The sequence below is a fragment of the Pseudomonas sp. PNPG3 genome, assembly GCF_023093815.1.
GTDB lineage: Bacteria > Pseudomonadota > Gammaproteobacteria > Pseudomonadales > Pseudomonadaceae > Aquipseudomonas > Aquipseudomonas asiatica.
Genome location: NZ_JALLKV010000042.1, coordinates 1 through 24,441, shown reverse-complemented (window position 1 = coordinate 24,441; position 24,441 = coordinate 1). Strand labels below are relative to the sequence as shown.

Genomic DNA, 24,441 nt, shown 5'->3' with positions numbered 1-24,441 from the left:
GCTTGCGAATTCAGTTATCTGTGCGACAGTGCGGCCCAAAGGGCTGGGCTATCTCCTGCAGCGCCGCTCTCAAGGCCTGTGATATCCCTGTGGGAGCCGGCTTGCCGGCGATAGGGCCGGCCCAGCCACAGCCGATTCGGCTGCCAGCGCAGCGAAATCAGCCAAAGCCGCTGCCGCCACAGCCCATTACAGCCAGCTTTGCCTCCCCACCCGCCGCACAATGAAACCAGAGCCCACTCTGGAAGCGTCGACCGCAGGGAGACCCCTCATGACCCGTTATATCGATGTGCAAGACCTGGCCCGCCTGGTCAACCGCAAAGGCCTGCCCACGTGCCTGCTGGAAATGGCCGAGTACATCCGCCAGGACTACCTGCGCTGGCCCGCCTTCGAAAAATGCGCCCGGGTGGCCAACCATTCAGCGGACGGCGTGATCGAGCTGATGCCAATCTCGGACGCCTGCCGCTACGCCTTCAAGTACGTCAACGGCCATCCGAAGAATACTCGCCATGGCCTGCTCACGGTGATGGCCTTTGGCGCCCTGGCCAGCGTCGATACCGGTGCACCGTTGCTGCTCAGCGAAATGACCCTGACCACCGCCATTCGCACCGCCGCCACCTCGGCCCTGGCCGCCCGCTACCTGGCGCGCGAAGACAGCCGCAGCATGGCATTGATCGGCAATGGCTCGCAGAGCGAGTTCCAGGCCATCGCCTTCAATGCCCTGCTGGGCATCGATGAAATCCGCCTGTATGACATCGACCCGGCTGCCTCGGCCAAGCTGGTCGCCAACCTGGCCAACCGCCCCGGCCTCAAGCTGAGCATCGCCAGCTCCGTGGCCAAAGCGGTGCGCGGGGCCGATATCGTCACCACGGTAACCGCCGACAAGGCCTGCGCCACCATCCTCACCCCGGAGATGATCGAGCCGGGCATGCACCTGAATGCCGTGGGGAGGACTGCCCGGGCAAGACCGAGCTGCATCGGGCGATTGTGGAGCGGGCCCGGGTGATCGTCGAGTACGAACCGCAAAGCCGGGTGGAAGGCGAGATCCAGCAGATGCCTGCAGACTCGCCAGTGACCGAGTTCTGGCGTGTGGTCGCCGGGGAAGCCAAGGGGCGTGAGCGCACCGAACAGGTGACGCTGTTCGACTCGGTAGGGTTTGCCCTGGAGGATTACTCGGCATTGCGCTATGTGCTGGATACAGCGCAGGCACTGGGTATCGGCACGGACATCGGGCTGGTGCCGGTGTTGGAAAATCCGAAGGATTTGTATGGGCTGTTGCAGCCGCAGGTGGTGGAGTTGCGGGCGGTGCCCAAGGCTGGTTCTGTCTGCGCCTGATAGATGCTGGGGCCGCGCAGCGTCCCCCTTTACCGCCTAACCTGTCCCATGCCCTCTTCTGAAAGAAGCCCAAGCGCATGGACACCAAGGACGCCAACGCCCCCCCCCTCGACCGCATCGACGAAGCGATCATCGACATCCTGCGCCATGACGGCCGCATCACTTTCGAAAAACTCTCCAGCCTCGTCCACCTCACCCCGCGCCCCTGCCTGGAGCGTGTACGCAAGCTGGAGCGCCGTGGCGTGATCCGCGGCTACGGGGCGATCATCGACCTGCAGAAGGTCGCGCCCGGGGTGTCGCTGCTGGTGCTGGTCGCCCTGTCCAACCAAAGCGGGCGGGCCGCGCAGAAGGCCTTCGAAGCCACCCTGCGCAACTGCCCGGAAGTGCACGAGTGCCAGCTGATCAGCGGCCACTTCGACTACAGCCTGCGCCTGCGTTGCCACGACATGGAACACTACCGGCTGCTCAGCGAAAGCTGGATGAACGACGACGCCCTGCACATCGACAAGCTGGTGGCGCACCCGGTGCTGGCCGAGGTCAAGCCAATGGCCCGCTGACGCGGCATCAAGGGTCACGCCATTGTTCCGGCTGCCGGTAGGCCTGCGCCCAGGCTTGCACCGCACTGGCCGGCATCGGCCGGGCGATGCAGTAACCCTGTGCCAGTTCGCAGCCCAGGCCCATCAGCACGCGGCCGTGCTCGACGCTCTCCAGCCCTTCGGCAATCACCTCGCGGCCAAACGCCCGGGCCAGGCCGATCACCGCTTCGGTCAGCGCCAGGTCGTCCTGGTCATGCAGGATGTCGCGCACAAATGACTGATCGATCTTGATCGTCTGTGTCGGCAAGCGCTTCAGGTAGCTCAGCGACGAATAGCCAGTGCCAAAGTCGTCCAGGGAGAAGCGCACACCCAGTGCGCGGCAGGCATCGAGACAGCAGCTGACATGCTGCAGGTTATCGATGGCCACCGACTCGACGATTTCCAGGTCCAGCCGCGCCGGGTCCACCTCCGGGTGCGCCGCCAGCAACTGCTGCAGGCGCTCGACAAAGTCACCACGCTGCAAATGCCGCGCGGCGATGTTCACGCTCAGTGACCAGGGCTGCCCCTGACGTTGCCATGCCTGCAACTGGTTCAGCGCCTGGTCGAGCACCCATTCGCCGATTTCCACGATCAGGTCGGTCTGCTCCACCGCCGGCAGGAAATCACCAGGCGGCACCAGCCCGCGGCCTGGCCGCTGCCAGCGCAGCAAGCCCTCGAAGCCCAGCACCTGGCCGCTGCGCAGGTTGACCTTGGGCTGGTAATACAGGCACAGCTCGCCGTTGTGCAGGGCCCGGCGCACCCGCGCCACGGTCTGGTGGGTAGCCTTGAGTTCCTGTTCCTGTGTCACGTCGAACAGGTGATAGCGGTTGCGCCCACGCTGCTTGGCCACATACATGGCCTGGTCGGCATGGCGCACCAAGGTGTCGGCGTCTTCGTCGTCCTGCGGGTACAGGGTCACGCCGATACTGGCGCTGAGCGACAGGCGCTGCTCGCGTACCACATAAGGCGCCGCCAGTGCCCGCAGCACCCGGCGCAGCGCAGCATGCAACTGGCGGTCTTCGACGTTGCGCAGGATCAGCACGAATTCGTCCCCCGACAACCGGGCCACTGCGTCGCCATCGCGCAGGATGTGCTTCAGGCGCCGCGCCACCTCGACCAACAGCAGGTCGCCCATGGCATGCCCGTAGCCGTCGTTGACTGCCTTGAAGCCATCCAGGTCGAGCATGCACACAGCCAGCGGAATGTCTTCACGGCGCGAGTAGGCCAGGGCCTGGTTCAGCAGGTCGGACAGGTAAGCGCGGTTGGGCAGGCCGGTTAGCACGTCATGGCCCACACGCCATTGCAAGGTATGCAGCAGCTGGCGCTTCTCGGTGACGTCGAAACGGATCGACACGTACTTGCGCACCTCTCCGGTGAGCGGGTCGACCAGTGGCACCATGGTGCTGTCGACCCAGTACAGCGAGCCGTCCCTGGCGCGGTTGCAGATCTCGCCCTTCCACACCCGGCCGGCGGCCAGCGCCCGCCACATGCCGACGAAGAACTCCGGCTCGTGCAGGCCGGAGTTGAGGATGCGGTGGTTGGCGCCCAGCAGCTCCTCGCGGCTGTAGCCCGAGATGCTGCAGAACTGCTGGTTGACGTAAGTGATGGTTCCACGCAGGTCGGTTTCGGAAAAGATCGCAGCCGCGTCAACGGCTGCACGATAGTTGTCATCCATAAAGCATCCTGCCTTAACGGTTGAAGCGCTCCACAAGAGCACGCAATCCGGCGCACACCTCTTCCAGTTCGGCGCCGCGAGAGGCTGCGGCGTTGGCGCTGTGTGCGCTGTGCTGGGCTATGCCGGCCACACCATTGATCTGCCTCGAGACGTCTTCGGCGACGGCCGCCTGCTGCTGCGAAGCCGTAGCCATCTGCTGGCTCATGTCACTGATGCGCTGCACCGCATCACGAATGCCACGCAACGCCTGCCGCGCTTCCTGCACCTGGGCAACGCCCTGCTCGGCACCGTCGATGCCCTGGCTGGCAATCGCCACGGCCTCCTCTGCGCCACTGCGCAGAGCATCGATGATAGCCTGGATGTGCAGTGTCGACTGCCGGGTCTTGTCGGCCAGTGCCCGCACTTCATCGGCGACCACGGCGAAGCCACGGCCTTGCTCGCCGGCACGGGCCGCCTCGATGGCGGCATTTAGCGCCAGCAGGTTGGTCTGCTCGGCGATGCCGCGGATCATCCCGGTGGCTTCGGCGATTGCACCGGTCTGACCAGCCAGGTGGCTGACCGCCTGGTTGATCTGGGCCACGGTACCGGCCAAGGTGCGGATTGCAGCTCCGCTGGCGTCGGCCACCAGGCTGCCCTGCTCGGCCAGCAGGTGCGCAGTGTGGGCTTCGGCAGCAGTCAGTTGCACATGGTTGGCAACCTCACCGATGGAAGCGGCCATCTGGTTCATGGCAGTGGCGCTCAGGTCGGTTTCCGCACGCTGCTCCAGCAATGCCGCCTCGGTGCTGCGCGACAACGCCCCGGCATCATGTGCAGCCACGGCCATCTGGGCCGCCAAGTCACTTAACCGGGTCAGCGCGGTTTTCAGCCGCGCCTCCTCGCTGATCAGCATCAATTGCAGTTGTCCGCCAGCACCGGGCAGGTCGCTGTAGGTCAAGGCGGCGATCGGGTCGGCGAAGGTGCCGTCTGCGCCCTGCACTATGCGCTCCATCTGCCGCCCAACGGCATTGCGTGCCAACAGGCCATAGGCCAGGAACAGCCCCAGGGTCAGCCCCTGCGCGACCAGGCCGGGCCACAGATTGTTGGCCCCCAAAGCCAGCCCCCCGCCCACGAGCGGTACGGCCAGGTCACGCGCCAGCATGGTCGCGCGCCGTGACCAGGGCAACACAGCCTGACCGTTGCGCATGCGCGCATACAGGGCCTCGGCACGGGCCACCTGCTCACGCGTCGGGCACACCCGTACCGATTCATAGCCCACCACCCGCCCGGCTTCGAGAATAGGCGTGACGTAGGCGTTGACCCAATAGTAATCACCGTTGCGGCAGCGGTTCTTGACGATGCCCATCCAGCTCTTGCCGGCCTTCAGGTAATTCCACATCAACTGGTACACCGCCGGCGGCATGTCCGGGTGGCGTACCAGGTTGTGTGGGCTGCCGATCAGCTCTGCCTCGCTGTAACCGCTGATGGCGGCGAATTCGGGGTTGCAGTAGGTGATCAGGCTGCTGGTGTCGGTAGCAGAAATCAATCGCTGATCGGGGGGAAAACGTTGCTCTACCGGGGTGACCGGAAGGTTGAGACGCACTATGAGACTCCATTCATTCAAACGCCGGGAGCCTGCTTGCGAGGCGATTATCAGGATGAACCCCTGCAATCGACCCTTTGGTGACTTCCCGGTCGGGCGCGGATTCTACGAGGTCAGCCAAGGAATGCAAATAAACCTTACGAATCATAGCGTTATCGAAAATATCGAGGTCGGCATGGCGCTTGGCAAGCTGATTGCAATGTTGCACGAGGCACTGGCCAAAGCCTGATCTGATTCATGTGCGCACGCGGTTCCCCGCTGCGATTCACCTGTGAACGGCCGCACTGCGGCTCGACCCAACCAGATGCACCGAATTAGAGCCAGAGACGCTGGATTGCCCCACAACTGGTCAGACCGGTAAGGCCAAAAATCCTTGCAATGTCGGATTTTTCGCGCTTTCATGGCTTCGCGCTGAACAAACCGGTAAGACCACAATAATTAAGTCCTGCGCTCTTTCGCCCCGTGCGGCTACCGAAGCAAGGACACCGATCAGAGATCCCTCCCATGCTCAAATGGTGCTCGCGTTCGATCTTCCTTCAAGTCGTGCTCGGCCTTGCCCTCGGCATCGCCTGCGGTCTCAGCTTCCCCGACCTTTCCCTGCAACTCAAACCCCTTGGCGACGGCTTCATCAAGCTGATCAAGATGCTCATCGGCCTGATCGTGTTCTGCGTGGTGGTCAGCGGTATCTCGGGCGCCGGCGACCTGAAAAAGGTCGGGCGCATCGGCCTGAAGTCGGTGATCTACTTCGAGATACTGACCACCCTGGCGCTGGTGATCGGCCTGGTGTTCGCCTTCACCAGCGGCATCGGCAGCGGCGCCAACATCCACCTGGACCAACTGTCCAGCGCCGACGCCAGCAGCCTGGCCGAGCGCGGCCAGCACATCCACGGCGCCACGGCGTTCTTCATGGACCTGATCCCCACCTCGGTGATCGGCGCCTTTGCCGACAACAACATCCTCCAGGTGCTGCTGTTCTCGGTACTGTTCGGCAGCGCGCTGAACCTGGTGGGTGACTCGGCAGCCGGCATCTCGCGGCTGATCAACGAACTGAGCCACGTGATCTTCCGCATCATGGGCATGATCGTGCGCCTGGCACCGATCGGCGTGTTCGGTGCCATCGCCTTCACCACCAGCAAGTACGGCCTGGAATCGCTGCAGCACCTGGGCGGGCTGGTGGCGCTGTTCTACCTGACCTGTGCCGGCTTTGTACTGATCGTGCTGGGCACGGTCATGCGCCTGTCGGGGCTGAAGCTGCTGCCGCTGATCAAGTACCTGCGTGAAGAACTGACCATCGTGCTGGGCACCGCCTCGTCCGACGCCGTACTGCCACAGATCATGCGCAAGCTCGAGCACCTGGGCATCGGCAGCTCCACCGTCGGCCTGGTGATCCCCACCGGTTATTCGTTCAACCTCGATGGCTTCTCCATCTACCTGACCCTGGCCATCGTGTTCATCGCCAACGCCACCGGCACGCCACTGGCAATGACCGACCTGCTGACCATCCTGCTGGTATCGCTGGTGACTTCCAAGGGCGCTCACGGCATCCCAGGCTCGGCGCTGGTCATCCTCGCCGCTACCCTGACCGCCGTGCCGGCGATCCCGGTGGTCGGCCTGGTACTGGTACTGGCGGTGGACTGGTTCATGGGCATCGGCCGAGCGCTGACCAACCTGATCGGCAACTGCGTGGCCACCGTGGCCATCGCACGCTGGGAGAAGGACATCGACCTGGAACGTGCGCACAACGTGCTCGACGGCAAGCCCGGTTTCGCCCCCACCCCACGCAAGCAGCCCAACCCCCATCAACAGGAATTTTGAGCGAACGTGGCCGGCACTGACGCCGGCCCTTCCAGGAGCGAACCGTGATCAGCTCATCTACCGTCGTCAACTCAGTGGTGGAAAAACTGCGCCAGGCCCTGGCCCGAGGCCAATGGCGTACCGGCGACATGCTGCCAGGCCAGCGCGAACTGGCCGAACAACTGGGCATCAGCCGCCCCAGCCTGCGCGAAGCGGTGACCGTGCTGGAAACCCTGGGCCTGGTGCGTTCGCTGCCAGGCAAGGGTGTGCTGGTACTGGATGTCGACGCCGCCACCCAGGAACCGGGCCTGGACACCAGCGCCGCAGCCAGCCTGGCCGACGTGCTGGAGCTGCGCTACACCCTTGAGCCTTTCATCGTCGGCCTGGTGGCACAGTCGGCCAACAGTCAGGACATCGGCCAGCTGCGCCTTACCCTGATGGACATGCGTGAAGCGCTGGAGGCCGATGACAGCGAAGCCGGAGTCAGGGCCTACATCGCCTTCCATGAAGCGCTGTTCGCCCTGACCACCAACCCGATCTTCCAGAGCGTGGTGCAACAGACCGGCAATGCCCTCAAGCAGAGCGCCGACATGCTGCGCAATTCGCCAGAGCACCTGGCCGCGCGGCTGAAGGAAAACGAAGCGGTGGTGCGCGCCATACGTGAGCGCAGCAGCGCCCAGGCCAGTGCCCAGATGCGCCAGCACATCCTGGCCGAAGGGTTGCGCATGGGCATCCCGTTGAACATCCCGGACGAACACCCGCATCCATGACCCCAGGAGAGCGACCATGAACGCCGCCCCTCACTTGCCGGCCCTGCTCGCGGCCGGCGAAACCCGCCTGTCGGCCGAGCAGATCTACCCGCGGCTGTTCGATGCCATCCTCGAACAGCGCCTGCCACCTGGCAGCCTGTTGCCCGAACAGGCGCTGGGCCATGCCTTTGGTGTCAGCCGTACAGTGATCCGCCGTGTGCTCGGGCGCCTGTCCGACCAGCAGGTGGTGGTGCAGCGCCCCAGCCACACTGCGCATCTGGCCGTGCCCGACCCGGAGCAGGCACGCCAGGTGCTCAGCGCCCGGCGCCTGGCCGAAACCACGCTGATCACCCTGGCCGCGCAACGCGCCCGGCCGGTACAGGTTCGCCAGCTGCGGCAACTGGTGGAGCGCGAGCGCCAGCACCATGAAAACGGCGAGCGTTGTGCGGCGATCCGCCTGGGCGGCGAGTTTCACCTGAAACTGGCGCAGGTGGCCGCCAATGCGCCACTGGCACGGTTCCTCAACGGCCTGGTGCCGATGACCTCGCTGATCATCGCCCGCTACGAGTCGCCATGCTGCGACCACTGCGCGTGGGAGGAACATGCGGCGATCATCGATGCCGTGGAGCATGGCGATGCCGAGGCGGCGCTGGGCCTGATGCACAAGCACCTCGACCGCCTGGAAGAAAAGCTCGATCTGGAATGACCCACGCTCTTTCTGGTGAACGCGGTCCCTGTGGGACCGGCCTTGTGTCGCGAAAGGGCCGCTCCCACAGGGACCGCGTTCACGCAGAAATCTGCGTTGATCCTGAACCGCCGATAGGCTGCACGGCAGCCCTTCACTCCCCACCCTATACTCCGAAAACCACCCCAGCCTCTATCAGGGAGGCGGTTGCGTGAGCACTCGAGCCCTCCTGCTACTGTGCCTGCTGCTGGCCTTGGCCGGTTGCGCAGGCAAGCCCCCACCTGTCCCGCCGCCACCGGTGGTGCTCACCACCGCCACCTGGCAACGCATCGACCAGGAACTGATCGAAGCCTCGGTCGGCGCCGGCAGCTCGGCCAACGACTATGCACGCCGTTCCATGCGGGTGTGGAAGGAACAGGTACAGCAGCGTACCGAAAGCGACTTCATCCCTTGGTTTACCGGCTACTGGACCCAGCAGTGGCTGACCCTCAAGGTGGCCTGGTACAAGATCGACAGCGGTGAAGGCCGGGAGCCGGCGGAAAAGCGCCTGGCGCTGTACCTGCAGGAGCAGTACCACAAGCGGGTGATCGAACCGGTGGCCGAGCAGATCAACCCCGAAGGCATTCGCGACCGCGCCAGCGAGCTGTACCTGCAACTGCTCGGCCAGCAGCTGCCGGCCATCATCAGCCGCTACAACGCTCCCCCCGAGCAGTTCAGCCAACGCCTCAACCGCATTCCCGCCATCGCCCTGGGGCCACCGGATGCGCGCAATGCCAGCCTTTACCAGCTGCTGCGGGCCAAGTCGCTGGCCCAGCAACCTGCCTGGCAAGCCATGCGCCAGCATCTGCACCAGCAGGCCAGCAAAGGCCCGGGCAAGACCGATGTCGGGCTGAACTCGGTGGCCAACCAGGCCAGCGAAAAGCTCGGCGCCACCCTGGCTCCGCGCGGCATCGCCAGTGCCGTGGCGTCGGCAGTGGGCAAAGTGGCGGGGGCGATGATTTCTATTGCGGCGGCCGGCTATGGGGTCATGACCCATGACCGCGAACACCCGCAGATGGTCGAGCAGTTGCGGGTGATCCTCAACGTGGCGCTGAACCAGGAATGGCAGGAGCTGATGGAGAACCGCCAGAGCGGGGCCATGTCGGGGGTGTACTACCTTTCGGGCCAGGTCGAGGACAGCTTGCTGGCCAGTGCACCGAGGACGGAGGAACAACCGGTTGAGCAGCAGGTGAAGCAGCAGCAGGAGCCTTTGATCATTCGCCTGCCGCCGTAGTGGTTGACTGTGTCGGCCTTTTCGCAGCACAAGGCTGCTCCTACAGGGACCGCTCCCGCCTGAAGGTTGTGCGGTCGCTGTAGGAGCAGCCTTGTGCTGCGAAAAGGCCGGAACAGGTTGAATCAGGCTGCTGCCAAGGCTGAGCTGGGCAAGCCAAAGATCCGGTCGAACGCCCAGTTGTAGGCAAAGGTGTAGCACGGCACCAGCACGATAAACGCCATGTCCACCAGCAACGCCTCCAGCAATGTCATGTCCAGCCACCAGGCAATCAGCGGGATCAGGTACACCACCAGGGTCAGCTGGAAGCCGATGGCATGCGCCACCCGCCGTGCCACACTGCGCCCGCGCTTGGCCTGGCGGCTTTCCCACCACTCGAACAGGGTGTTGTAGATCAGGTTCCAGAGCATGGCGATGGTAGTGATCATCACCGCCAGAGGCCCGGTATGCGATGCGTGGGTGTCCGACAGGTAGGCCAGCCCGAGGGTCGACATGCACAGCCCGATCAGTTCATAGAAAGTCACGTAGACGAGTTTGCGTTTGAGTCCCTGCACCCGGGATTACCTCCAATGACAAAGCGATGGGGCGCGATCATGCTTCATCGTGCTTGACAGTAAAAGTCAGCAGCTGTCAGATCTTCTGACAGGAGGCTGCCATGAACTTTTCCAGCGACAATATCCAGCTGTTTCTCGCCGTGCTCGACCGCGGTTCGTTTTCCGCCGCTGCGCGGGCCCTGCAGCGGGTGCCTTCGGCCGTGAGCATGGCCATCGGCAACCTCGAGGCCGAACTGGGCTACACCCTGTTCGAGCGCGGCCCACGGGAAGTCCGCCCCACCGCCGAGGCCAAGGCGCTGGAACCTCATGCCCGGTTGATCGCCGAACAACTGGGGCTGCTGCAGGTGCATGCCCTGGAACTGTCCCAGGGGCTGGAGAGCAGCCTGACCTTGGCCGTGGTGCCGGACATCGACCACCGCCCGCTGCTGGCGGCCATCGCTCGCCTGGGTGAGCGGCACCCGCTGCTGGACATCGCCCTGCTCAGCGCCCCGCAGGAAGAGGCAGTACACCTGCTGGACAGTGGCCGCGCCGACCTCTGCGTGGCTTTTGCCGGGCTGCAGGTCGATGCCCGTCGCGGCTTCCAGCACATCGGCATGGAGTCGCTGGTGGCCACGCTGTCCCCCGCACACCCGGCCTTGCGCGAGGGGCGTATCCACTACCTCGAAGACCTGACCCGGGTGCGCCAGATCCTGGTGCGTAGCCATGACCTTCCGGTGACAGACCCACGCCCGTTGATAGGCGCCACGCACTGGTCAACCGACAGCTTCGACCTCGCCCTGCAGATGGTCGAGGCCGGCCTGGGCTGGGGCGACTTGCCGCTGTCAAGGGTCGCGCCACTGCTGGCCAGCGGGCGTCTGGTGCGCCTGGATTTTCGCAACACCCGCAATGAATTGCAGTTGCCAGTACACATCCTCTGGCGCAAGCAACAACCGCTGCTGCAGGCCGCACGCCTGTTGATCGAGCAGTTGTGTAAGCAGTGAAGACCGTCCGTCGAATCGACCGTAAGAAATTTCTGCAAGCGCTTCAATCTTTTACCTCTTGAGCCGATATCCCGGTCGATAGGTTCCGCAATGCGTCATGAGCGCGCTGCGCCCTCCCCTCATTGGCCCAAGGTCTCGAAACATGAACCTGAAATTTCGCCACAAGATCCTGCTCAGCGCCTGCGGTGTCGTGGTCCTGGCATTTGCCCTGTTCACGCTCTACAACGACTACCTGCAACGCAATACCATCCGCCAGAACATCGAAGCTTCGGTGCAGCAGTCGGGCGCACTGACCGCCAGTAGTGTGCAGAACTGGATGAGCGGGCGCATCCTGGTGCTGGAAAACCTGGCCCAGGACATCGCCCAGCAAGGCGCTGGCGATACCCTGGAAGGACTGATCGAGCAGCCATCCTATACGCGTAATTTTCTGTTCACTTACCTGGGCCAGGCCACCGGTGCGTTCACCCAGCGCCCCAATGCGCAGATGCCCGCCGGTTACGACCCACGTCAGCGCCCGTGGTACGGCGCCGCGGCCAGCGCCGGGCAGACCGTGCTGACTGCCCCGTACCAGGGGGCTGTCGGCGGCCTGATGGTAACCATCGCCACGCCAGTGAAAAGCAAGAACAATGGCGAGCTGATCGGCGTGGTCGGCGGTGACGTCACCCTCGACACCCTGGTCGAGATCATCAACTCGGTCGATTTCGGCGGCATCGGCCACGCCTTCCTGGCCGACAGCAATGGCCAGGTGATCGTCAGCCCCGACAAAGACCAAGTGATGAAGAACCTCAAGGACATCTACCCTGGCAGCAACCTGCGAGTCGCCGCCGGCATGCAGGATGTCACCCTCAATGGCCAGGATCGCATCATTTCCTTCGCCCCGGTGGCCGGCCTGCCTTCGGCACAGTGGTACATCGGCCTGTCGATCGACAAGGACAAGGCCTACGCTGCGCTCAGCCAGTTCCGCACCTCGGCGATCATCGCGATGCTGATTGCGGTGGCTGCCATCGCCGGCCTGCTCGGCCTGCTGATCCCGATACTGATGAGCCCGCTGACCACCATGGGCCGCGCCATGCGCGACATCGCCGAGGGCGAAGGTGACCTTACCCGCCGCCTGACCGTGCAGAACAAGGACGAGTTCGGCGAACTGGCCACTTCGTTCAACCGCTTCGTCGAGCGCATTCATGCCTCGATCAGCGAAGTGTCCTCGGCAACCCGCCTGGTGCACGACCTGTCGGAGAAGGTGGTCAATGCCTCCAATGCGTCGATCATCGGTTCCGAAGAGCAAAGCATGCGCACCAACAGCGTGGCCGCAGCGATCAACGAGCTGGGTGCTGCCACCCAGGAGATCGCCCGCAACGCCGCCGATGCCTCGCAGCATGCCAGCGGTGCCAGCGAGCAGGCCCACGGTGGCCGTGAAGTGGTCGAAGAAGCGATCAGTGCCATGACCGCCCTGTCGCAGCGCATCAGCGAGTCCTGCGCGCAAATCGAAACGCTCAACGCCAGCACCGACGAAATCGGCAAGATCCTCGACGTGATCAAGGGCATCTCGCAGCAGACCAACCTGCTGGCGCTGAACGCCGCCATCGAAGCGGCGCGTGCCGGTGAGGCCGGCCGTGGCTTTGCCGTGGTGGCCGACGAGGTACGCAACCTGGCGCACCGCACCCAGGAATCGGCGGAAGAAATCCACCGCATGATCACCAGCCTGCAGGTAGGCTCGCGCGAAGCGGTGCACACCATGAACACCAGCCAGGTTTCCAGCGAGCAGACCGTGCAGGTGGCCAACCAGGCCGGCGAGCGCCTGGCCAGCGTGACCCAGCGTATTGGCGAGATCGATGGCATGAACCAGTCGGTGGCTACCGCTACCGAAGAACAGACCGCCGTGGTCGAGAGCCTCAACCTGGACATCACCCAGATCAACGCCCTGAACCAGCAAGGGGTGGAGAACCTCAACGAGACCCTGCGCCATTGTGACCAACTGGCCCAGCAGGCCGGGCGCCTGAAGCAGCTGGTAGGCAGCTTCAGGATCTGATGGCCCTGGGGGGCGCTCTGCGCCCCAATCGCGACGCAAGGCCGCTCCCACAGGTGCCATGCGATCCTTGTGGGAGCGGCCTTGTGTCGCGATCGGGCTGCGCAGCAGCCCCCTACGCCACCGCCGCTTTAACCACTTTGCTCCGCCGGACCCAGGCCAGCAGCACCGCCGCCATCAGCACGAAACCCAGGTAGCCGAACAGTGGGTACACCTCACCCACCAGGCTGATGAACCCCACCAGGCTGCATCCGAACGCCGCCACGCCGGTCACCACCGAGCCCAAGCGAAACCTCACCGTACCCGCCGGCATCAGCCGCGAGAGAAACGAGAACAACGTACCCACCGCAGTGTTGACGATCATGCCGAAGATAATCAGGCACATCACCAGCCCCAGCAGTGGCGATACTTCGTTGGCGATCGACAGCATCGGCATCGGCAGGTCAGCCACGCTGTCCAGGCGCGACAACAGCCCGGCACTCATTACCAGCATCAGCCCACCCAATGCGGCGCCACCAAGCAGCCCACCCCATACAGCGGTTCTCTCGCCCTTGGCCGACCCACCCAGGATGGCCAGGATCGGCGCGCCGGCAACGATGTTGTACGACACGTACAGGAACGCCCCCAGCAGCCAGTGACGGGCGCCCGCCTGTTGCTGGCTGGCCAGCTGGTCGAGCTGGGCGAAGCTCTGTTCCCGGCTGAACACGGCGTACAACGCAATCGCCGAGGCCACCAGGATCAGCAACGGCGTTATGGCACCAATAGCGAGGATCACCCTGCGCACATCCAGGCACACGATGCCCACCACAACCAGCGTCACCAGCACGCTGCCGGCCAGCGCGGGGATACCGAACTGCTGCTCCAGCAAGGCACCACCACCGGCCAGCATGACCACGGTGACGGCAAACATGAAAAAGGTGATCAGCCAGTCAACGAACAGGCCCAGGTGACGGCCGCAGATGGCCTGGATCACATCCTTGTGCGAAGTGGCCTGCTGGCGATTGCCCAGCCCCGCCAGGGCCATGCCGAGGAAGGTGAACAAGGCTGCGCTGACCAGCGCACCGGCCAGCCCCCACACACCGAAATCGACAAAGAACAACAACAGTTCCCGCCCCGAAGCGAACCCCGCCCCCACGATCACGCCGACAAACGCGCCGGCAATCTTCAGCTGCTCTTGCATGTGAACCTCTGGATTTATTGTTGTTTTGCTTTTTGGCGGGCAAGTCAGTCCGCCGCTCCTACAGGTAATCCACCGTCCTTGAATGCAGCGCTGGTCCTGTGGGAGCGGGTTCACCCGCGAAGAAGGCACCGCGCTGCATGGCACCGGCTACGCCGGTGTTCGCGGGTGAACCCGCTCCCACAGGGCCAGGCAATCTTCCAGGTTTTGCGCAAGACAGTTGTTCATGCGCAGATTTCTGCCCGCTCAGGCGTCGCCGACGAACACCTGCACTTCGATCTCCACATCCACCCCCAGCGCTAATGCCGAGGCCACGGTCGAGCGCACCGGTAGCGCTGCGCCGAAGAACTCCTTGTACACCTCGTTGAAGCCGGCGAAGTGGCTCATGTCCGAGAGCCACACCGTGGCCTTGACTACCTGGTCGAAACGCGCGCCGCAGGCAGCCAGGCTTTCGGAGATGCGCTCGCAGGCGGCGCGGGTCTGGGTCTGGATGTCGCCGCGCACCACTTCACCGCCAGCACTCATCGGCACCTGGCCGGAAAGGAACAGGAAGCCGCCGGCTTTCACCGCACGGGAGAACGGGAACGGCAGGCTGCTGGGAAAACGCTGGATATCATTGCTCATGGGATGCTCCTTTCAGGGTTGCTGGAAACGGGCCGGGGACAGGCGCTCGGGCACCACCCCCTGGCTGACAAGGCCGGGACACAGGGGCAGGCCCAGCAGCAGGTCGGCAGCCAGGCGCGAGGCGCCCGCAGCCGACTGGATGCCATAGCCACCTTGTGCCGCCAGCCAGAAGAACGCTGGCGCGTGCACATCGAAACCGATCACCAGGTCGCCGTCGGCGACGAACGAGCGCAGCCCGGCCCAGGTGTGGCTCGGCCGGCGGATCGACAGGGTGGTCATGGCTTCGATGTTGTAGATGCCCAAAGCCACGTCGAGCTCCTCGGGCGCGGCGTCCTGGGGTTCGACCGGGTCGGCATTGGCCGGCGACCCCAACAGCTGGCCGGCGTCGGGCTTGAAGTAGAAGCTTTCGTCTACGCCGATCACCGCCGGCCAGCGGGCGAAATCCTGGTCTGCCGGGCCTGGGAAAGTGAAGGCACTGCGCCGGCAGGGTTGCAGGCCGATGCGCGCCACCCCGCACTGCTCGGCCACTCGGTCGGCCCAAGCGCCAGCAGCATTTACCAGCTGGCGCGTCTGTACCCGGCTGCCATCGCCCAGCTGCACCTGCTACAGGTCATCCAGGTACCAGGCCTGGATCAGCTCGGCGTTACAGCGCAGTTCACCGCCAGCGGCGCGATAGCCGCGCAAGAAGCCCTGGTGCAGGGCATGTACGTCCAGATCCATTGCGCCCGCTTCAAGCACCGCGCCGGCCAGGTTCTCGGCACGCAGGCTCGGTACCAGGGCCAGGGCTGCGTCGCGGTCGAGCAGGCTGACTTCGGTGCCGTTGGCCAGGTTCTGTGCGTGGGTCTGCTCGAGCAGCGTGCGCTGTTCCAGGCTGGCGACGTACAGGCAGCCGCGCGGTTCCAGCAGCGGGTGCTCGCAGAACCCTTGCGGTGGTGCTTCGTAGAAGGCCCGGCTGGCACGGGTCAGCGCCTGTATCTGCGGAGTGCCGTAGGCCTCCATGAACATGGCTGCCGAACGCCCGGTGGAATGGTAGCCAGGCTGCGCCTCGCGCTCGAGCAGCAGCACCTTCTGCCGGCCGGCCAGGCGATAACCGAGGGATGCACCAGCGATGCCCGCGCCGATGATGAGGGTGTCGTAGATCGGGATCATGCACGCTCCTGCCAGGGAATTTTCATATATGAGAATTCTAATATATGAGAATTTACGAATACGCAAGGGTCCAAGGTAAGATGCCCGACCAACGCCGCATGCCGAGACCCCCGAATGCCCGCTGCCCTACCCTTGCTGGACCGTGCCGTAGTCGGCCAGCGCCTGCGCCAGGTGCGCAAGGCGCGCCAGATGACACTCAAGCAATTGTCCGAAGCCAGTGGCGTCCCGCTGTCCACCTTGTCGAAGATGGAGCTGGCGCAGGTCTCGGTCAGCTACGAAAAACTCGCCGCCGCCGCCCGGGCGCTGAACGTCGACATTGCCCAGCTGTTGCGCGCCAGCGGCACGGTAACCGCACCAGTGCCGGTGACGGTGGTGGTCGATTCACTGCCAGCGGCGGCGGGCTACTCGACCGGCACCTATGACTATCACCCGATTGCCGGCGACTTCCCTGAACGGCGCATGACGCCCGCCTATGCCCGCATCATTGCCCGTGAACGTGGCCAGTTCGACGATTTTATCCGCCACCCGGGCCAAGAGTTCGCGCTGGTACTGAGCGGGCGCGTTCGTATCGAGTTCGAAACCGGGGAAGCGGTGAGCATCGGGCCGCAGGAGACGGCGTATTTCGACAGCCAGGTGGGACATATCTACCTGTCGGAAAGTGACGATGGCGCAGATGCGCATGTGATGGTGGTGATGACTGATCGCTGACCCGGTGCTGCCTGCCAAGGCCTATCGCCGGCAAGCCAGCTCCCACAGGTACTGCACAGGCCTTGAGGTTGATGCGTCGGTGTGGGAGCCGGCTTGATAGGGCCCTGGCAGGCAGCACCTGGTTATAACCTAATAACGAACAAGTCTATTTGGCTATAAAAAAATCTATATGCTGGCTGCATCCGATAACGGGCAAAGTTGGGCGGTCGAGTAGCGTATGGATGTAGGTTCTTTCGGTTTCACCATTGCAGGCCTGGTCGTGGGTTTCATCGTCGGCATGACCGGCGTCGGTGGCGGCTCGCTGATGACCCCGATCCTGTTGTGGTTCGGCATCAGCCCGGCAACGGCCGTCGGTACCGACCTGCTCTATGCCGCCATCACCAAGGCCAGTGGCGTCTGGGTGCATGCGCGCAACAAGAACGTCGACTGGAAGATCACCGGCCTGCTCAGCCTGGGTAGCGTGCCCGCCGCGGCACTGACCCTGTGGTTCCTCAGCACCCTGCACACCGACACATCGGCGCTCAACGCCGTCATCAAGCAAGGCCTGGCGGTGGTCCTGATCCTGACCGCGCTGGCCATCCTGTTCAAATCGCGTCTGCAGGCCTTCGCCAGCCGCCATGCCGGTGACCACTATCACCTCAGCGACCGCAGCCTGAATACCCTTACCGTGCTTACCGGCGTGGTGCTGGGGGTGATGGTCACCCTTACTTCCATCGGCGCTGGCGCACTGGGTACCGTGGCGCTGTTCCTGCTGTACCCGTTCCTGGTCACCCGCCGCCTGGTCGGTACCGAAATCGCCCACGCCGTGCCGCTGACCCTGGTGGCAGGGCTGGGCCATGCGGGGATGGGCAACATGGACTGGTCGCTGCTGGGTTACCTGCTGCTGGGCTCGCTGCCAGGCATCTACCTGGGCAGCCACCTCACCGGGCGGATTTCCGACCGCGTGCTGCGCCCGTGCCTGGCGGCGATGCTGTTGCTGATTGGCTACAAGCTGGCGTTCTGACCTTCAGCCCAGGCGCAGACGCCATTGCCCGGTAAAGCTCAGCTCCAGGCGCGACAGGGGCAACACGTCGACTCGCTGGCTGGCGCTCATCGGGCAGCAAAGTACTTGTACAAGCACGGCGCGCATCACCATCGGGTGGGTAACTGCCAGCCATTCACCAGGCCTGTCGAAGGCCGCCAGCCAGGCGGCGATGCGCTGGCAAAGCACGGCGAACGACTCGCCGCCGTGAACATCACTGGCCGGGTCCTGAAGCCATTCGGTCAACGCCTGCGATTGCTCGGCCTGCAGTTGCTTCAGTGTCAGCCCTTGCCAACGCCCCAGGTCGCAATCGGCCAATGCCGGCTCGACCTGCACCGGCCCAGAAAACCACGCCGCTGTCTCGCAGGCTCGCCGCTCTGGTGCAGTCAGCACCGGCACACCGGATAGGTCGGCGAAAGGCTGTTGTCCCAGTGGAAGAATGCCGTCTTCGGCATGGTGCAGTCGCCCGGACTTCTGGGCTTGGGTCAGGGCATGGCAGATCAGCGTCAGGCGGACGGCTTTCACCGGTTTCTTCTCATGGCGGGTTGAGGCGCAAGGTTTAGCATGCTGCGGCACTTTTTGCCGCAACAAATATGGCACCGCCTGCGCCAGTGTTCCCCGGTTTATCGGTGAATGGGCCATACAGCACCCCGATGTCAGAAGGTGATATTCAGCGCAGCGAACACCGCCCTGCCTGGCTGGTTATAGGTATTGGCGCCCGAAGTACTGGCGTTGCCACCACGCAGGATCTGCTTGTCGAACACGTTGTTCACCCCCACCCGCACGTCGTAGTTGGCGTTGAACTTGTACCCGGCGCTCACGTCCACCAGGCCGTAGGCTTCCACATCCTGTTGCGCGGCCTTGTCGTAGCTTTGCTGGGTGCGGTCGTTGAAGGTCGGCGACTTCTGCTTGCCGAAGTAGGTACCCGCCACCTGGAACGACAGCTTCTCGGTGGCGCGCCAGTCGAGGGTGGTGTTGACGGTGTATTCCGGGATCACCGACAGTGGCTCGCCGGTCTCGCGGTTGTCGTTGTCGAGCATCCAGGTCAGGTTGGTGTTCCAGTCCAGGGCCGGGGTCAACTCGATGAACAGGTTGCCTTCGATACCCTCCACCCGCGCCTTGCCAGCGTTGTCCCACTGGGTCACGCGGCTGCCGGTGCCGATGGTGTACAACACATCGGTATCACCGACGATCTTGTTCTTGTAGTCGTTGCGAAAGTACGTGGCACTGGTGCGCCAGGTACCCCGGTCGTACATCAGGCCGATTTCCTTGTTGACGCTGATCTCGGGCTTGAGGTCGGCGTTGCCCTGCAGGTAACAGCCACCGTTGTTGGTCTGCTGCACGCTGCAACCATTGCCGCGGCTGTACAACAAGTAGTTGGGGTTGGACTGGTACAGGTTCGGGGTCTTGTAGGCGCGCGCGATACCGCCTTTGACCGACAGTGCTTCGGTCAGCTTGTGCGACAGGTTCAGGCTGGGGCTGAAGTTGTCGCCGAAGGTTTCGTGGTGGTCGAAACGCAGGCCCGGGGTAATGGTGGTGTCGCCGACAATGATGTTGTCCTCGACGAACAGCGCATAGCTGCGGGCGGTCGTCTTCGAGCTGCTGCGGTCGAAACCGACGAGCCCGTCATTACCCGTGGGGTCCGAGCTTTGTGGGCGCAGCGAGCCCTGATCATTGAGCGTTTCGTACAGGTACTCGCCGCCCAGGGTCAGCACATGCTCGGTGCTGCCCATGGCGAATGGCAGGTTCACTTCGCTGCTCAGGCGCGTGTTGCGCAGGCGCGACATGGCGGCGCCTTCAGCATTGGGAGCACCTTCGGTACGGCCTGCCAGGCCCTCGTTCAGACGCCAGTTGCGCACGTACTCGTAGGCCAGCACGGTCTTGCTGGTACCCCAGGTGAAATCGCCCAGGTGGGTCAGGTCGTAGGTACTGCGCTGCATCACATTGGTTTCGTGGCCGTACAAGCTGGACACGAACTCGACGTCACCACCGCCGTTGCTGTTCATGGTGTCGCCGGCAAAGATATTGCCCTGGCGGCTGTAGCCGGCACTGGCCTCGAAGCGGTGCTCGTCGTTCAGCTTCCAGCTCAGCAGGCCATTGATGTCCTTGTTGCGTACGCCTTCGCGGCCCGCCACCAGCGCACTGGTGGCATGCCCGGCATTGATGTCCAGGTCGTCGGCATCGGTCTTGGCCAGGCCGCCGTACAGGCGGAAGCCGAGGTTGTCGGTCAGGCCGCCGCCCAGGTTGAAGTTGGCCCGGCGGCTGGCGCCCTCGGCGCTGTCTTCCGGCAGCTGGGTGTACAGGCTGACGCTGCCCTTGAGCTCATCGGTGGGCCGTTTGGTGATGATATTGACCACCCCGCCCATGGCGCCGGAGCCGTAACGTGCGGCCGCCGGCCCACGCAGGATCTCGATGCGCTCGACCGCTTCTGCCGGTACCCAGTTGGTTTCACCGCGGGTATCGCGGTCGCCGTTCCAGCCATAGCGCACGGCATTGCGTGCGCTGGATGGCTTGCCGTCTATGAGGATCAGGGTGTTTTCCGGGCCCATGCCGCGCAGGTCGATCTGCCGGTTGTTGCCACGCGCGCCGCTGGCGCTGTTGCCGGTCAGGTTGACCCCGGGCTCGCGGCGGATGATTTCGGACAGGTCATTGGCCGGCGGGTGGCGCTTGATGTCTTCGGCGGTGATGATCGACGTACCCAAGGCCTGGCGTGCCTCGCGCTCGGCGGTGACCAGGGTGTCCTGGATCACCAGCGCGTTGTCGGCGACCGGCATCTCCAGCACCTCACCCGTACGCTGTTCTTCGGCCTGGGCCACGGTGGCCACCATGGCCGGTGACGCCAGCGCGACAAACGCCAGGGCCAGGCTGTTGGGTGAAGTCTTGCACTGCATGGGTACATCTCCTGCGATTCATGAGCGAAACGGCACATCCCTGGCGGAGACCGGGAGCCCTCGCCCACCGGCCTCGCAAACACAGTTTGGTGGCCAACAGGGATGGTAAATATATAGATTCGCAAATGAGTTTAAATCTTATTTACGAAGTTTACATGTTTGTAACGGAACTTTGCTGACACGACAGCGTTGCCGGCGCAGCCCGGCTATTCGCGCTGATGCTTGCATACACCTGTCCGATTTGCATCCTGCGTGACGGCTCCTACAGTTTCGAACGTAGCACCCTCTGCCGAGCCTCTTGATGCGCAGCCACGAAGAAAGCCACGCCATGAACGCCACCAGGTCCCTGTCGAAGATCCCTCGCAGCGTCTGGGCGTTGGGCTTCGTATCGATGTTCATGGACATTTCCTCGGAAATGATTCACGCCCTGCTGCCGCTGTACATGGTCACCGTGCTTGGCACCTCGGTAGTGGCGGTGGGCTTTATCGAAGGTGTTGCCGAAGCGACCGCTTCGATCACCAAGGTGTTTTCCGGCGCCCTCAGCGACCGGCTGGGCAAGCGCAAGCTGCTTACGGTGCTGGGCTATGGCCTGGGTGCGTTGACCAAGCCGGTGTTCCCCATGGCCTCCGGGCTGGGGTGGTTGACCGCAGCACGCTTCGTCGACCGGGTCGGCAAAGGCATTCGTGGGGCGCCGCGCGATGCACTGGTGGCCGATGTCACGCCCGCCGAACTACGTGGTGCAGCCTTCGGCCTGCGCCAGGCGCTGGATACCGTGGGCGCCTTCCTTGGGCCGTTGCTGGCGATCGTGCTGATGTGGCTGACCGCGAGCCATTTCCAGACGGTGTTCTGGGTGGCGGTGCTTCCGGCGTTCGTGGCGGTGTACATCCTCATCGCCTTCGTGCGCGAACCTGAAACGCCGGCCACCACCCGGCCGGTGCGCTCACCGCTGGCCCTGCACGAATTGGCACGCCTGGGCCCGTCCTACTGGCGGCTAATCGGCCTGGCCACGCTGTTCACCCTCGCCCGCTTCAGCGAGGCGTTTCTGCTGCTGCGCGCCCAGGACATGGGCCTGGCGCCGCTGTGGGCGCCGGCAGTGCTGGTGCTCATGGCCCTGGCCTACTCGCTGTCGGCCTACCCCGCGGGGGTGCTGTCGGACCGCGTAGGCCGCCGCGGCGTGCTGATGACCGGGCTGGGGCTGCTGGTCGTCGCCGACCTGCTGCTGGCCCTGCTGCCGGGCTGGACCGGGCTGGCCATGGGGGTGGCTGCCTGGGGCCTGCACCTGGGCTTCAGCCAAGGCATCTTTGCCGCCATGATCGCCGACAGCGCCCCCGCGGAGCTGCGCGGTACAGCCTTCGGCCTGTTCAACCTGCTGACCGGCATGGCGCTGCTGGTGGCGAGCGTGGTGGCCGGGCTGCTGTGGGACGGGGTCGGCTTCAAGGCGACATTCCTGCTTGGCGCAGCATGTGCCGGCGGCACCTTGATCGGGGTCGTATTGCTCAGGCCGGCCCCGATCACCGGCAATCCGAACTAGGCCAGCGCTGGCTGCTGCTCCAGTAGCGACCAGCCGCCATGTCCATCCACCTCCAGCCGGTGGGTATGGAAACCTGCCAGTGTACTGCGGTGCCCGACACTGACCAGCAATGCCCCCGGCATTTCCGTACGCAGCAGAGAATACAGGGCATGCTCGAGCCCTTCGTCCATGGCCGAAGTGGACTCGTCAAGGAACACCACCTGCGGCCGGTTGAACAGCACCCGGGCAAATGCGAGGCGCTGCTGCTCACCAACCGAGAGAATGTGTGACCAGTCACAGCTGACTTCCAGTCGCTCGGCCAAGTGGGCCAAGTTGACCTGGCGCAAGGCCTGCTGCATCCGCGTTTCATCCTCAGGTCTGCTGGCCACCGGGTAGGCGATGACCGTGCGCAGATCGCCCAGCGGCAGGTACGGCCGCTGCGACAGGAACAGAGCCTGGTGGCCCAGCGGGCGCCTGACCTCACCCTCGGCGTACGGCCAGAGTCCCGCCAGCGCACGCAGCAGCGTGGTTTTACCGCTGCCCGACGGCCCCTTGATCAACAGCGCCTGGCCGGCATGCAGATCAAGGTCCAGGTCGGTGATAAGGGCATGCCCGTCCGGGCGCAGCACCTGCAGGCGGCTGATCGCCAAGGCATGCTCCTGGTCCTCGGTGATGACGCGTGGCAAAGCGCTCGCCTGCTCGTTGGCATCGAGGAAACCGGTCAGACGGTCGAGGGTGGCCCGGTACTGGGCAAACGCATCATACGACTCGCGGAAGAACGACAACGAATCCTGCACCTGGCCAAAGGCCTGGGAGGTCTGCATGACGTCGCCCAGCTTGATCGCCCCGCTGAAGAAGCGCGGTGCCTGCAGAATGAAGGGGAACACCACTGCGACCTGGCTCACGCCCAGGTTGAAACCGCTGAATTTCAGGTTCCGGAACACCAGCGCCCAGGCATTCACGATCAAGGCACCAAAGCGACCCAGCAACGTGCCCCGCTCGACCTGCGCGCCCTGGTAGAAAGCGATGTTCTCGGCATTTTCGCGCAGACGCATCAGCGCGTAACGGAAGTTGGCGGTGAGCTTTTCGTTGAGGAAGTTCAGGCGGATCAGCGGTCGCCCGAGGCGGAAGGCGATCCAGGTGGCGACGATGACGTAAAGGTACACGGCAAACACCATAGCCCGGGGAATCTCCACACCGGCAACGGCCAGCGGCGCCGACAGCCCCCAGAGGATGCCGGTGAACGCCACCAGCGAAACCAGCGCACTGACTGCGCCCAGGGCGAGGGTCACCGAGTTGCTGACAAAGGCGTTGACGTCCAGTTCGATACGTTGGTCAGGGTTGTCCACGGGCTCGGCGAGGAACTGGCCACGGTAGTAGGCATCGCCGTGCATCCAGTCGTGGGTCAGGCGCTCGGTCAGCCAGACTCGCCATTGGATGCTGAACGCCTGGCTTACATAGAAGGTGAACAGCGAACGCAGTACATGGATGGTGGCCAATACTGCAAAGACACCGAGCAGGTACCAGAAGGCCGCTTGGTCAAGGCCCTGCAAGGCGCTGTAGAAGCCGTTGTACCAGAATGAGAACAGCACGTTCAGACGCACCGAGAATAGCGTCAGAACCAGCAGCAGGGCGAACACCAGTAACGGCCGCCAACTGCGCCTGAAACTGAAATAAGGCCCGGCAAGCTGCCAGAACTGGCTACCCCAGCGCGTACAACGTACGGCCAGTGTGGCGGCTGCTGTGAAGCAGACAAGGGTGATGAACGAAGCGATTGCCAGCCAGCTCAGGCTCTCTTGCAGGGCCTGGTGCCAGTTCATTTCCATGATGGGTATCCGTGCTGAGTATTTCCGCGAGCGTAGCATTGACCTGTGATTCGTCAGGCATAAATGACGCACATTTCATGATTGCCTTCGGAGCTACGCGGGCCCCTGTGGGGCGGGCGAGTCGAGGTGTCGAACCGCCGCGAAGCGGGCGACGTGGTGGATGGCACCGGCTATGCCGGTGTTCGCGGGTGAACCCGCTCCCACAGGGACTGCGTATGCCCGGGAATTTTTTCGCCACAAAGACAAAACCCCTACCTGCATGTGCAGATAGGGGTTTTGCGAAATGAATCTTGACGATGACCTACTCTCACATGGG

The 24,441-nt window shown here is 64.0% G+C and carries 19 protein-coding genes and 2 pseudogenes; 12 read left to right on the top strand and 9 right to left on the bottom strand.

Features of this window, described 5'->3' with window-relative positions; translation table 11 throughout:
* The first annotated feature begins 268 nt into the window (after positions 1-268).
* Positions 269-1,332: pseudogene (locus MJ643_RS22390) on the top strand (ornithine cyclodeaminase).
* A 77-nt stretch (positions 1,333-1,409) separates the two neighbouring features.
* Entirely contained in the window at positions 1,410-1,889 is a 480-nt protein-coding gene (locus tag MJ643_RS22385) for an Lrp/AsnC family transcriptional regulator (RefSeq protein ID WP_013971869.1), read from the top strand.
* Positions 1,890-1,896: 7 nt separating this feature from the next.
* On the opposite strand, the gene MJ643_RS22380 is transcribed toward MJ643_RS22385, so the two are convergent.
* Both MJ643_RS22380 and MJ643_RS22375 read right to left on the bottom strand, forming a co-directional pair.
* Positions 1,897-3,582 carry a GGDEF and EAL domain-containing protein gene (locus MJ643_RS22380; protein WP_013971868.1) on the bottom strand — a complete coding sequence of 562 codons (1,686 nt, stop codon included), beginning with the start codon at positions 3,580-3,582 and terminating at the stop codon, positions 1,897-1,899.
* Positions 3,583-3,595: 13 nt separating this feature from the next.
* Positions 3,596-5,161, bottom strand: a complete 1,566-nt coding sequence (locus MJ643_RS22375) for a PAS domain-containing methyl-accepting chemotaxis protein (RefSeq protein WP_013971867.1) — start codon at positions 5,159-5,161, stop codon at positions 3,596-3,598.
* 55 nt (positions 5,162-5,216) lie between these two features.
* Between MJ643_RS22375 and MJ643_RS22370 the strand changes: the two genes are divergently transcribed.
* The 5 genes from MJ643_RS22370 to MJ643_RS22350 all read left to right on the top strand — a co-directional run bounded on the left by MJ643_RS22370 (position 5,217) and on the right by MJ643_RS22350 (position 9,662).
* Complete coding sequence (locus MJ643_RS22370) at positions 5,217-5,390, top strand: hypothetical protein (RefSeq protein ID WP_155252246.1); 174 nt, start codon at positions 5,217-5,219, stop codon at positions 5,388-5,390.
* A 275-nt stretch (positions 5,391-5,665) separates the two neighbouring features.
* On the top strand, positions 5,666-6,976 hold the full coding sequence (locus MJ643_RS22365) for a C4-dicarboxylate transporter DctA (RefSeq protein WP_013971866.1): 1,311 nt from the start codon (positions 5,666-5,668) through the stop codon (positions 6,974-6,976).
* Between the two features lie 44 nt (positions 6,977-7,020).
* Positions 7,021-7,725: an FCD domain-containing protein gene (locus MJ643_RS22360; protein ID WP_015269682.1), complete on the top strand. Its 705-nt coding sequence runs from the start codon at positions 7,021-7,023 to the stop codon at positions 7,723-7,725.
* Positions 7,726-7,741: 16 nt separating this feature from the next.
* Positions 7,742-8,410, top strand: coding sequence for a GntR family transcriptional regulator (locus tag MJ643_RS22355; RefSeq protein WP_013971864.1), 669 nt, complete (start codon positions 7,742-7,744; stop codon positions 8,408-8,410).
* A 190-nt stretch (positions 8,411-8,600) separates the two neighbouring features.
* Positions 8,601-9,662 (top strand): hypothetical protein, encoded by a 1,062-nt coding sequence (locus MJ643_RS22350; protein WP_013971863.1) that lies wholly within the window; start codon positions 8,601-8,603, stop codon positions 9,660-9,662.
* Positions 9,663-9,784: 122 nt separating this feature from the next.
* On the opposite strand, the gene MJ643_RS22345 is transcribed toward MJ643_RS22350, so the two are convergent.
* Positions 9,785-10,213: a PACE efflux transporter gene (locus tag MJ643_RS22345; RefSeq protein ID WP_013971862.1), complete on the bottom strand. Its 429-nt coding sequence runs from the start codon at positions 10,211-10,213 to the stop codon at positions 9,785-9,787.
* A gap of 101 nt (positions 10,214-10,314) precedes the next feature.
* Here MJ643_RS22345 and MJ643_RS22340 point away from each other — a divergent pair, with 101 nt between their 5' ends.
* Positions 10,315-11,193 carry a LysR family transcriptional regulator gene (locus MJ643_RS22340; RefSeq protein ID WP_013971861.1) on the top strand — a complete coding sequence of 293 codons (879 nt, stop codon included), beginning with the start codon at positions 10,315-10,317 and terminating at the stop codon, positions 11,191-11,193.
* Positions 11,194-11,335: 142 nt separating this feature from the next.
* A complete protein-coding gene (mcpA, locus tag MJ643_RS22335; protein ID WP_013971860.1) occupies positions 11,336-13,222 on the top strand; it encodes a methyl-accepting chemotaxis protein McpA in 1,887 nt (628 codons plus the stop codon).
* 112 nt (positions 13,223-13,334) lie between these two features.
* Here the strand turns inward: mcpA and MJ643_RS22330 are convergent, their stop codons facing one another.
* The 3 genes and pseudogenes from MJ643_RS22330 to MJ643_RS22320 form a co-directional block, all read right to left on the bottom strand.
* Complete coding sequence (locus MJ643_RS22330) at positions 13,335-14,399, bottom strand: membrane protein (protein WP_013971859.1); 1,065 nt, start codon at positions 14,397-14,399, stop codon at positions 13,335-13,337.
* Between the two features lie 243 nt (positions 14,400-14,642).
* A complete protein-coding gene (locus tag MJ643_RS22325) occupies positions 14,643-15,020 on the bottom strand; it encodes a RidA family protein (protein WP_013971857.1) in 378 nt (125 codons plus the stop codon).
* 12 nt (positions 15,021-15,032) lie between these two features.
* Positions 15,033-16,169 (bottom strand): annotated as a pseudogene (locus MJ643_RS22320) (FAD-dependent oxidoreductase).
* Between the two features lie 114 nt (positions 16,170-16,283).
* Here MJ643_RS22320 and MJ643_RS22315 point away from each other — a divergent pair.
* Positions 16,284-16,877, top strand: a complete 594-nt coding sequence (locus MJ643_RS22315; protein WP_015269673.1) for an XRE family transcriptional regulator — start codon at positions 16,284-16,286, stop codon at positions 16,875-16,877.
* A 217-nt stretch (positions 16,878-17,094) separates the two neighbouring features.
* A complete protein-coding gene (locus MJ643_RS22310) occupies positions 17,095-17,880 on the top strand; it encodes a sulfite exporter TauE/SafE family protein (RefSeq protein ID WP_013971855.1) in 786 nt (261 codons plus the stop codon).
* Positions 17,881-17,883: 3 nt separating this feature from the next.
* Here the strand turns inward: MJ643_RS22310 and MJ643_RS22305 are convergent, their stop codons facing one another.
* Together MJ643_RS22305 and MJ643_RS22300 are read right to left on the bottom strand one after the other, a co-directional pair.
* Complete coding sequence (locus tag MJ643_RS22305) at positions 17,884-18,423, bottom strand: histidine phosphatase family protein (RefSeq protein ID WP_013971854.1); 540 nt, start codon at positions 18,421-18,423, stop codon at positions 17,884-17,886.
* Positions 18,424-18,554: 131 nt separating this feature from the next.
* Positions 18,555-20,789: a TonB-dependent siderophore receptor gene (locus MJ643_RS22300; RefSeq protein ID WP_024086612.1), complete on the bottom strand. Its 2,235-nt coding sequence runs from the start codon at positions 20,787-20,789 to the stop codon at positions 18,555-18,557.
* 301 nt (positions 20,790-21,090) lie between these two features.
* Here MJ643_RS22300 and MJ643_RS22295 point away from each other — a divergent pair, with 301 nt between their 5' ends.
* The gene (locus MJ643_RS22295; RefSeq protein ID WP_024086611.1) at positions 21,091-22,320 is read left to right on the top strand and encodes an MFS transporter; all 1,230 of its coding nucleotides are present in this window, start codon (positions 21,091-21,093) and stop codon (positions 22,318-22,320) included.
* Here the strand turns inward: MJ643_RS22295 and MJ643_RS22290 are convergent.
* Entirely contained in the window at positions 22,317-24,125 is a 1,809-nt protein-coding gene (locus MJ643_RS22290) for an ABC transporter ATP-binding protein/permease (protein WP_013971851.1), read from the bottom strand. The two genes, MJ643_RS22295 and MJ643_RS22290, sit on opposite strands and share 4 nt — an antisense overlap.
* Positions 24,126-24,441 lie beyond the last annotated feature (316 nt).

What these genes read in the sequence shown, in the direction of transcription:
- MJ643_RS22385 (WP_013971869.1), top strand. Translation starts at nt 1,410, where the DNA reads ATGGACACCAAGGACGCCAACGCCCCCCCCCTCGACCGCATCGACGAA.
- MJ643_RS22380 (WP_013971868.1), bottom strand. Translation starts at nt 3,582, where the DNA reads ATGGATGACAACTATCGTGCAGCCGTTGACGCGGCTGCGATCTTTTCC.
- MJ643_RS22370 (WP_155252246.1), top strand. Translation starts at nt 5,217, where the DNA reads ATGAACCCCTGCAATCGACCCTTTGGTGACTTCCCGGTCGGGCGCGGA.
- MJ643_RS22365 (WP_013971866.1), top strand. Translation starts at nt 5,666, where the DNA reads ATGCTCAAATGGTGCTCGCGTTCGATCTTCCTTCAAGTCGTGCTCGGC.
- MJ643_RS22355 (WP_013971864.1), top strand. Translation starts at nt 7,742, where the DNA reads ATGAACGCCGCCCCTCACTTGCCGGCCCTGCTCGCGGCCGGCGAAACC.
- MJ643_RS22340 (WP_013971861.1), top strand. Translation starts at nt 10,315, where the DNA reads ATGAACTTTTCCAGCGACAATATCCAGCTGTTTCTCGCCGTGCTCGAC.
- mcpA (WP_013971860.1), top strand. Translation starts at nt 11,336, where the DNA reads ATGAACCTGAAATTTCGCCACAAGATCCTGCTCAGCGCCTGCGGTGTC.
- MJ643_RS22330 (WP_013971859.1), bottom strand. Translation starts at nt 14,399, where the DNA reads ATGCAAGAGCAGCTGAAGATTGCCGGCGCGTTTGTCGGCGTGATCGTG.
- MJ643_RS22325 (WP_013971857.1), bottom strand. Translation starts at nt 15,020, where the DNA reads ATGAGCAATGATATCCAGCGTTTTCCCAGCAGCCTGCCGTTCCCGTTC.
- MJ643_RS22315 (WP_015269673.1), top strand. Translation starts at nt 16,284, where the DNA reads ATGCCCGCTGCCCTACCCTTGCTGGACCGTGCCGTAGTCGGCCAGCGC.
- MJ643_RS22310 (WP_013971855.1), top strand. Translation starts at nt 17,095, where the DNA reads ATGGATGTAGGTTCTTTCGGTTTCACCATTGCAGGCCTGGTCGTGGGT.
- MJ643_RS22300 (WP_024086612.1), bottom strand. Translation starts at nt 20,789, where the DNA reads ATGCAGTGCAAGACTTCACCCAACAGCCTGGCCCTGGCGTTTGTCGCG.
- MJ643_RS22295 (WP_024086611.1), top strand. Translation starts at nt 21,091, where the DNA reads ATGCGCAGCCACGAAGAAAGCCACGCCATGAACGCCACCAGGTCCCTG.
- MJ643_RS22290 (WP_013971851.1), bottom strand. Translation starts at nt 24,125, where the DNA reads ATGGAAATGAACTGGCACCAGGCCCTGCAAGAGAGCCTGAGCTGGCTG.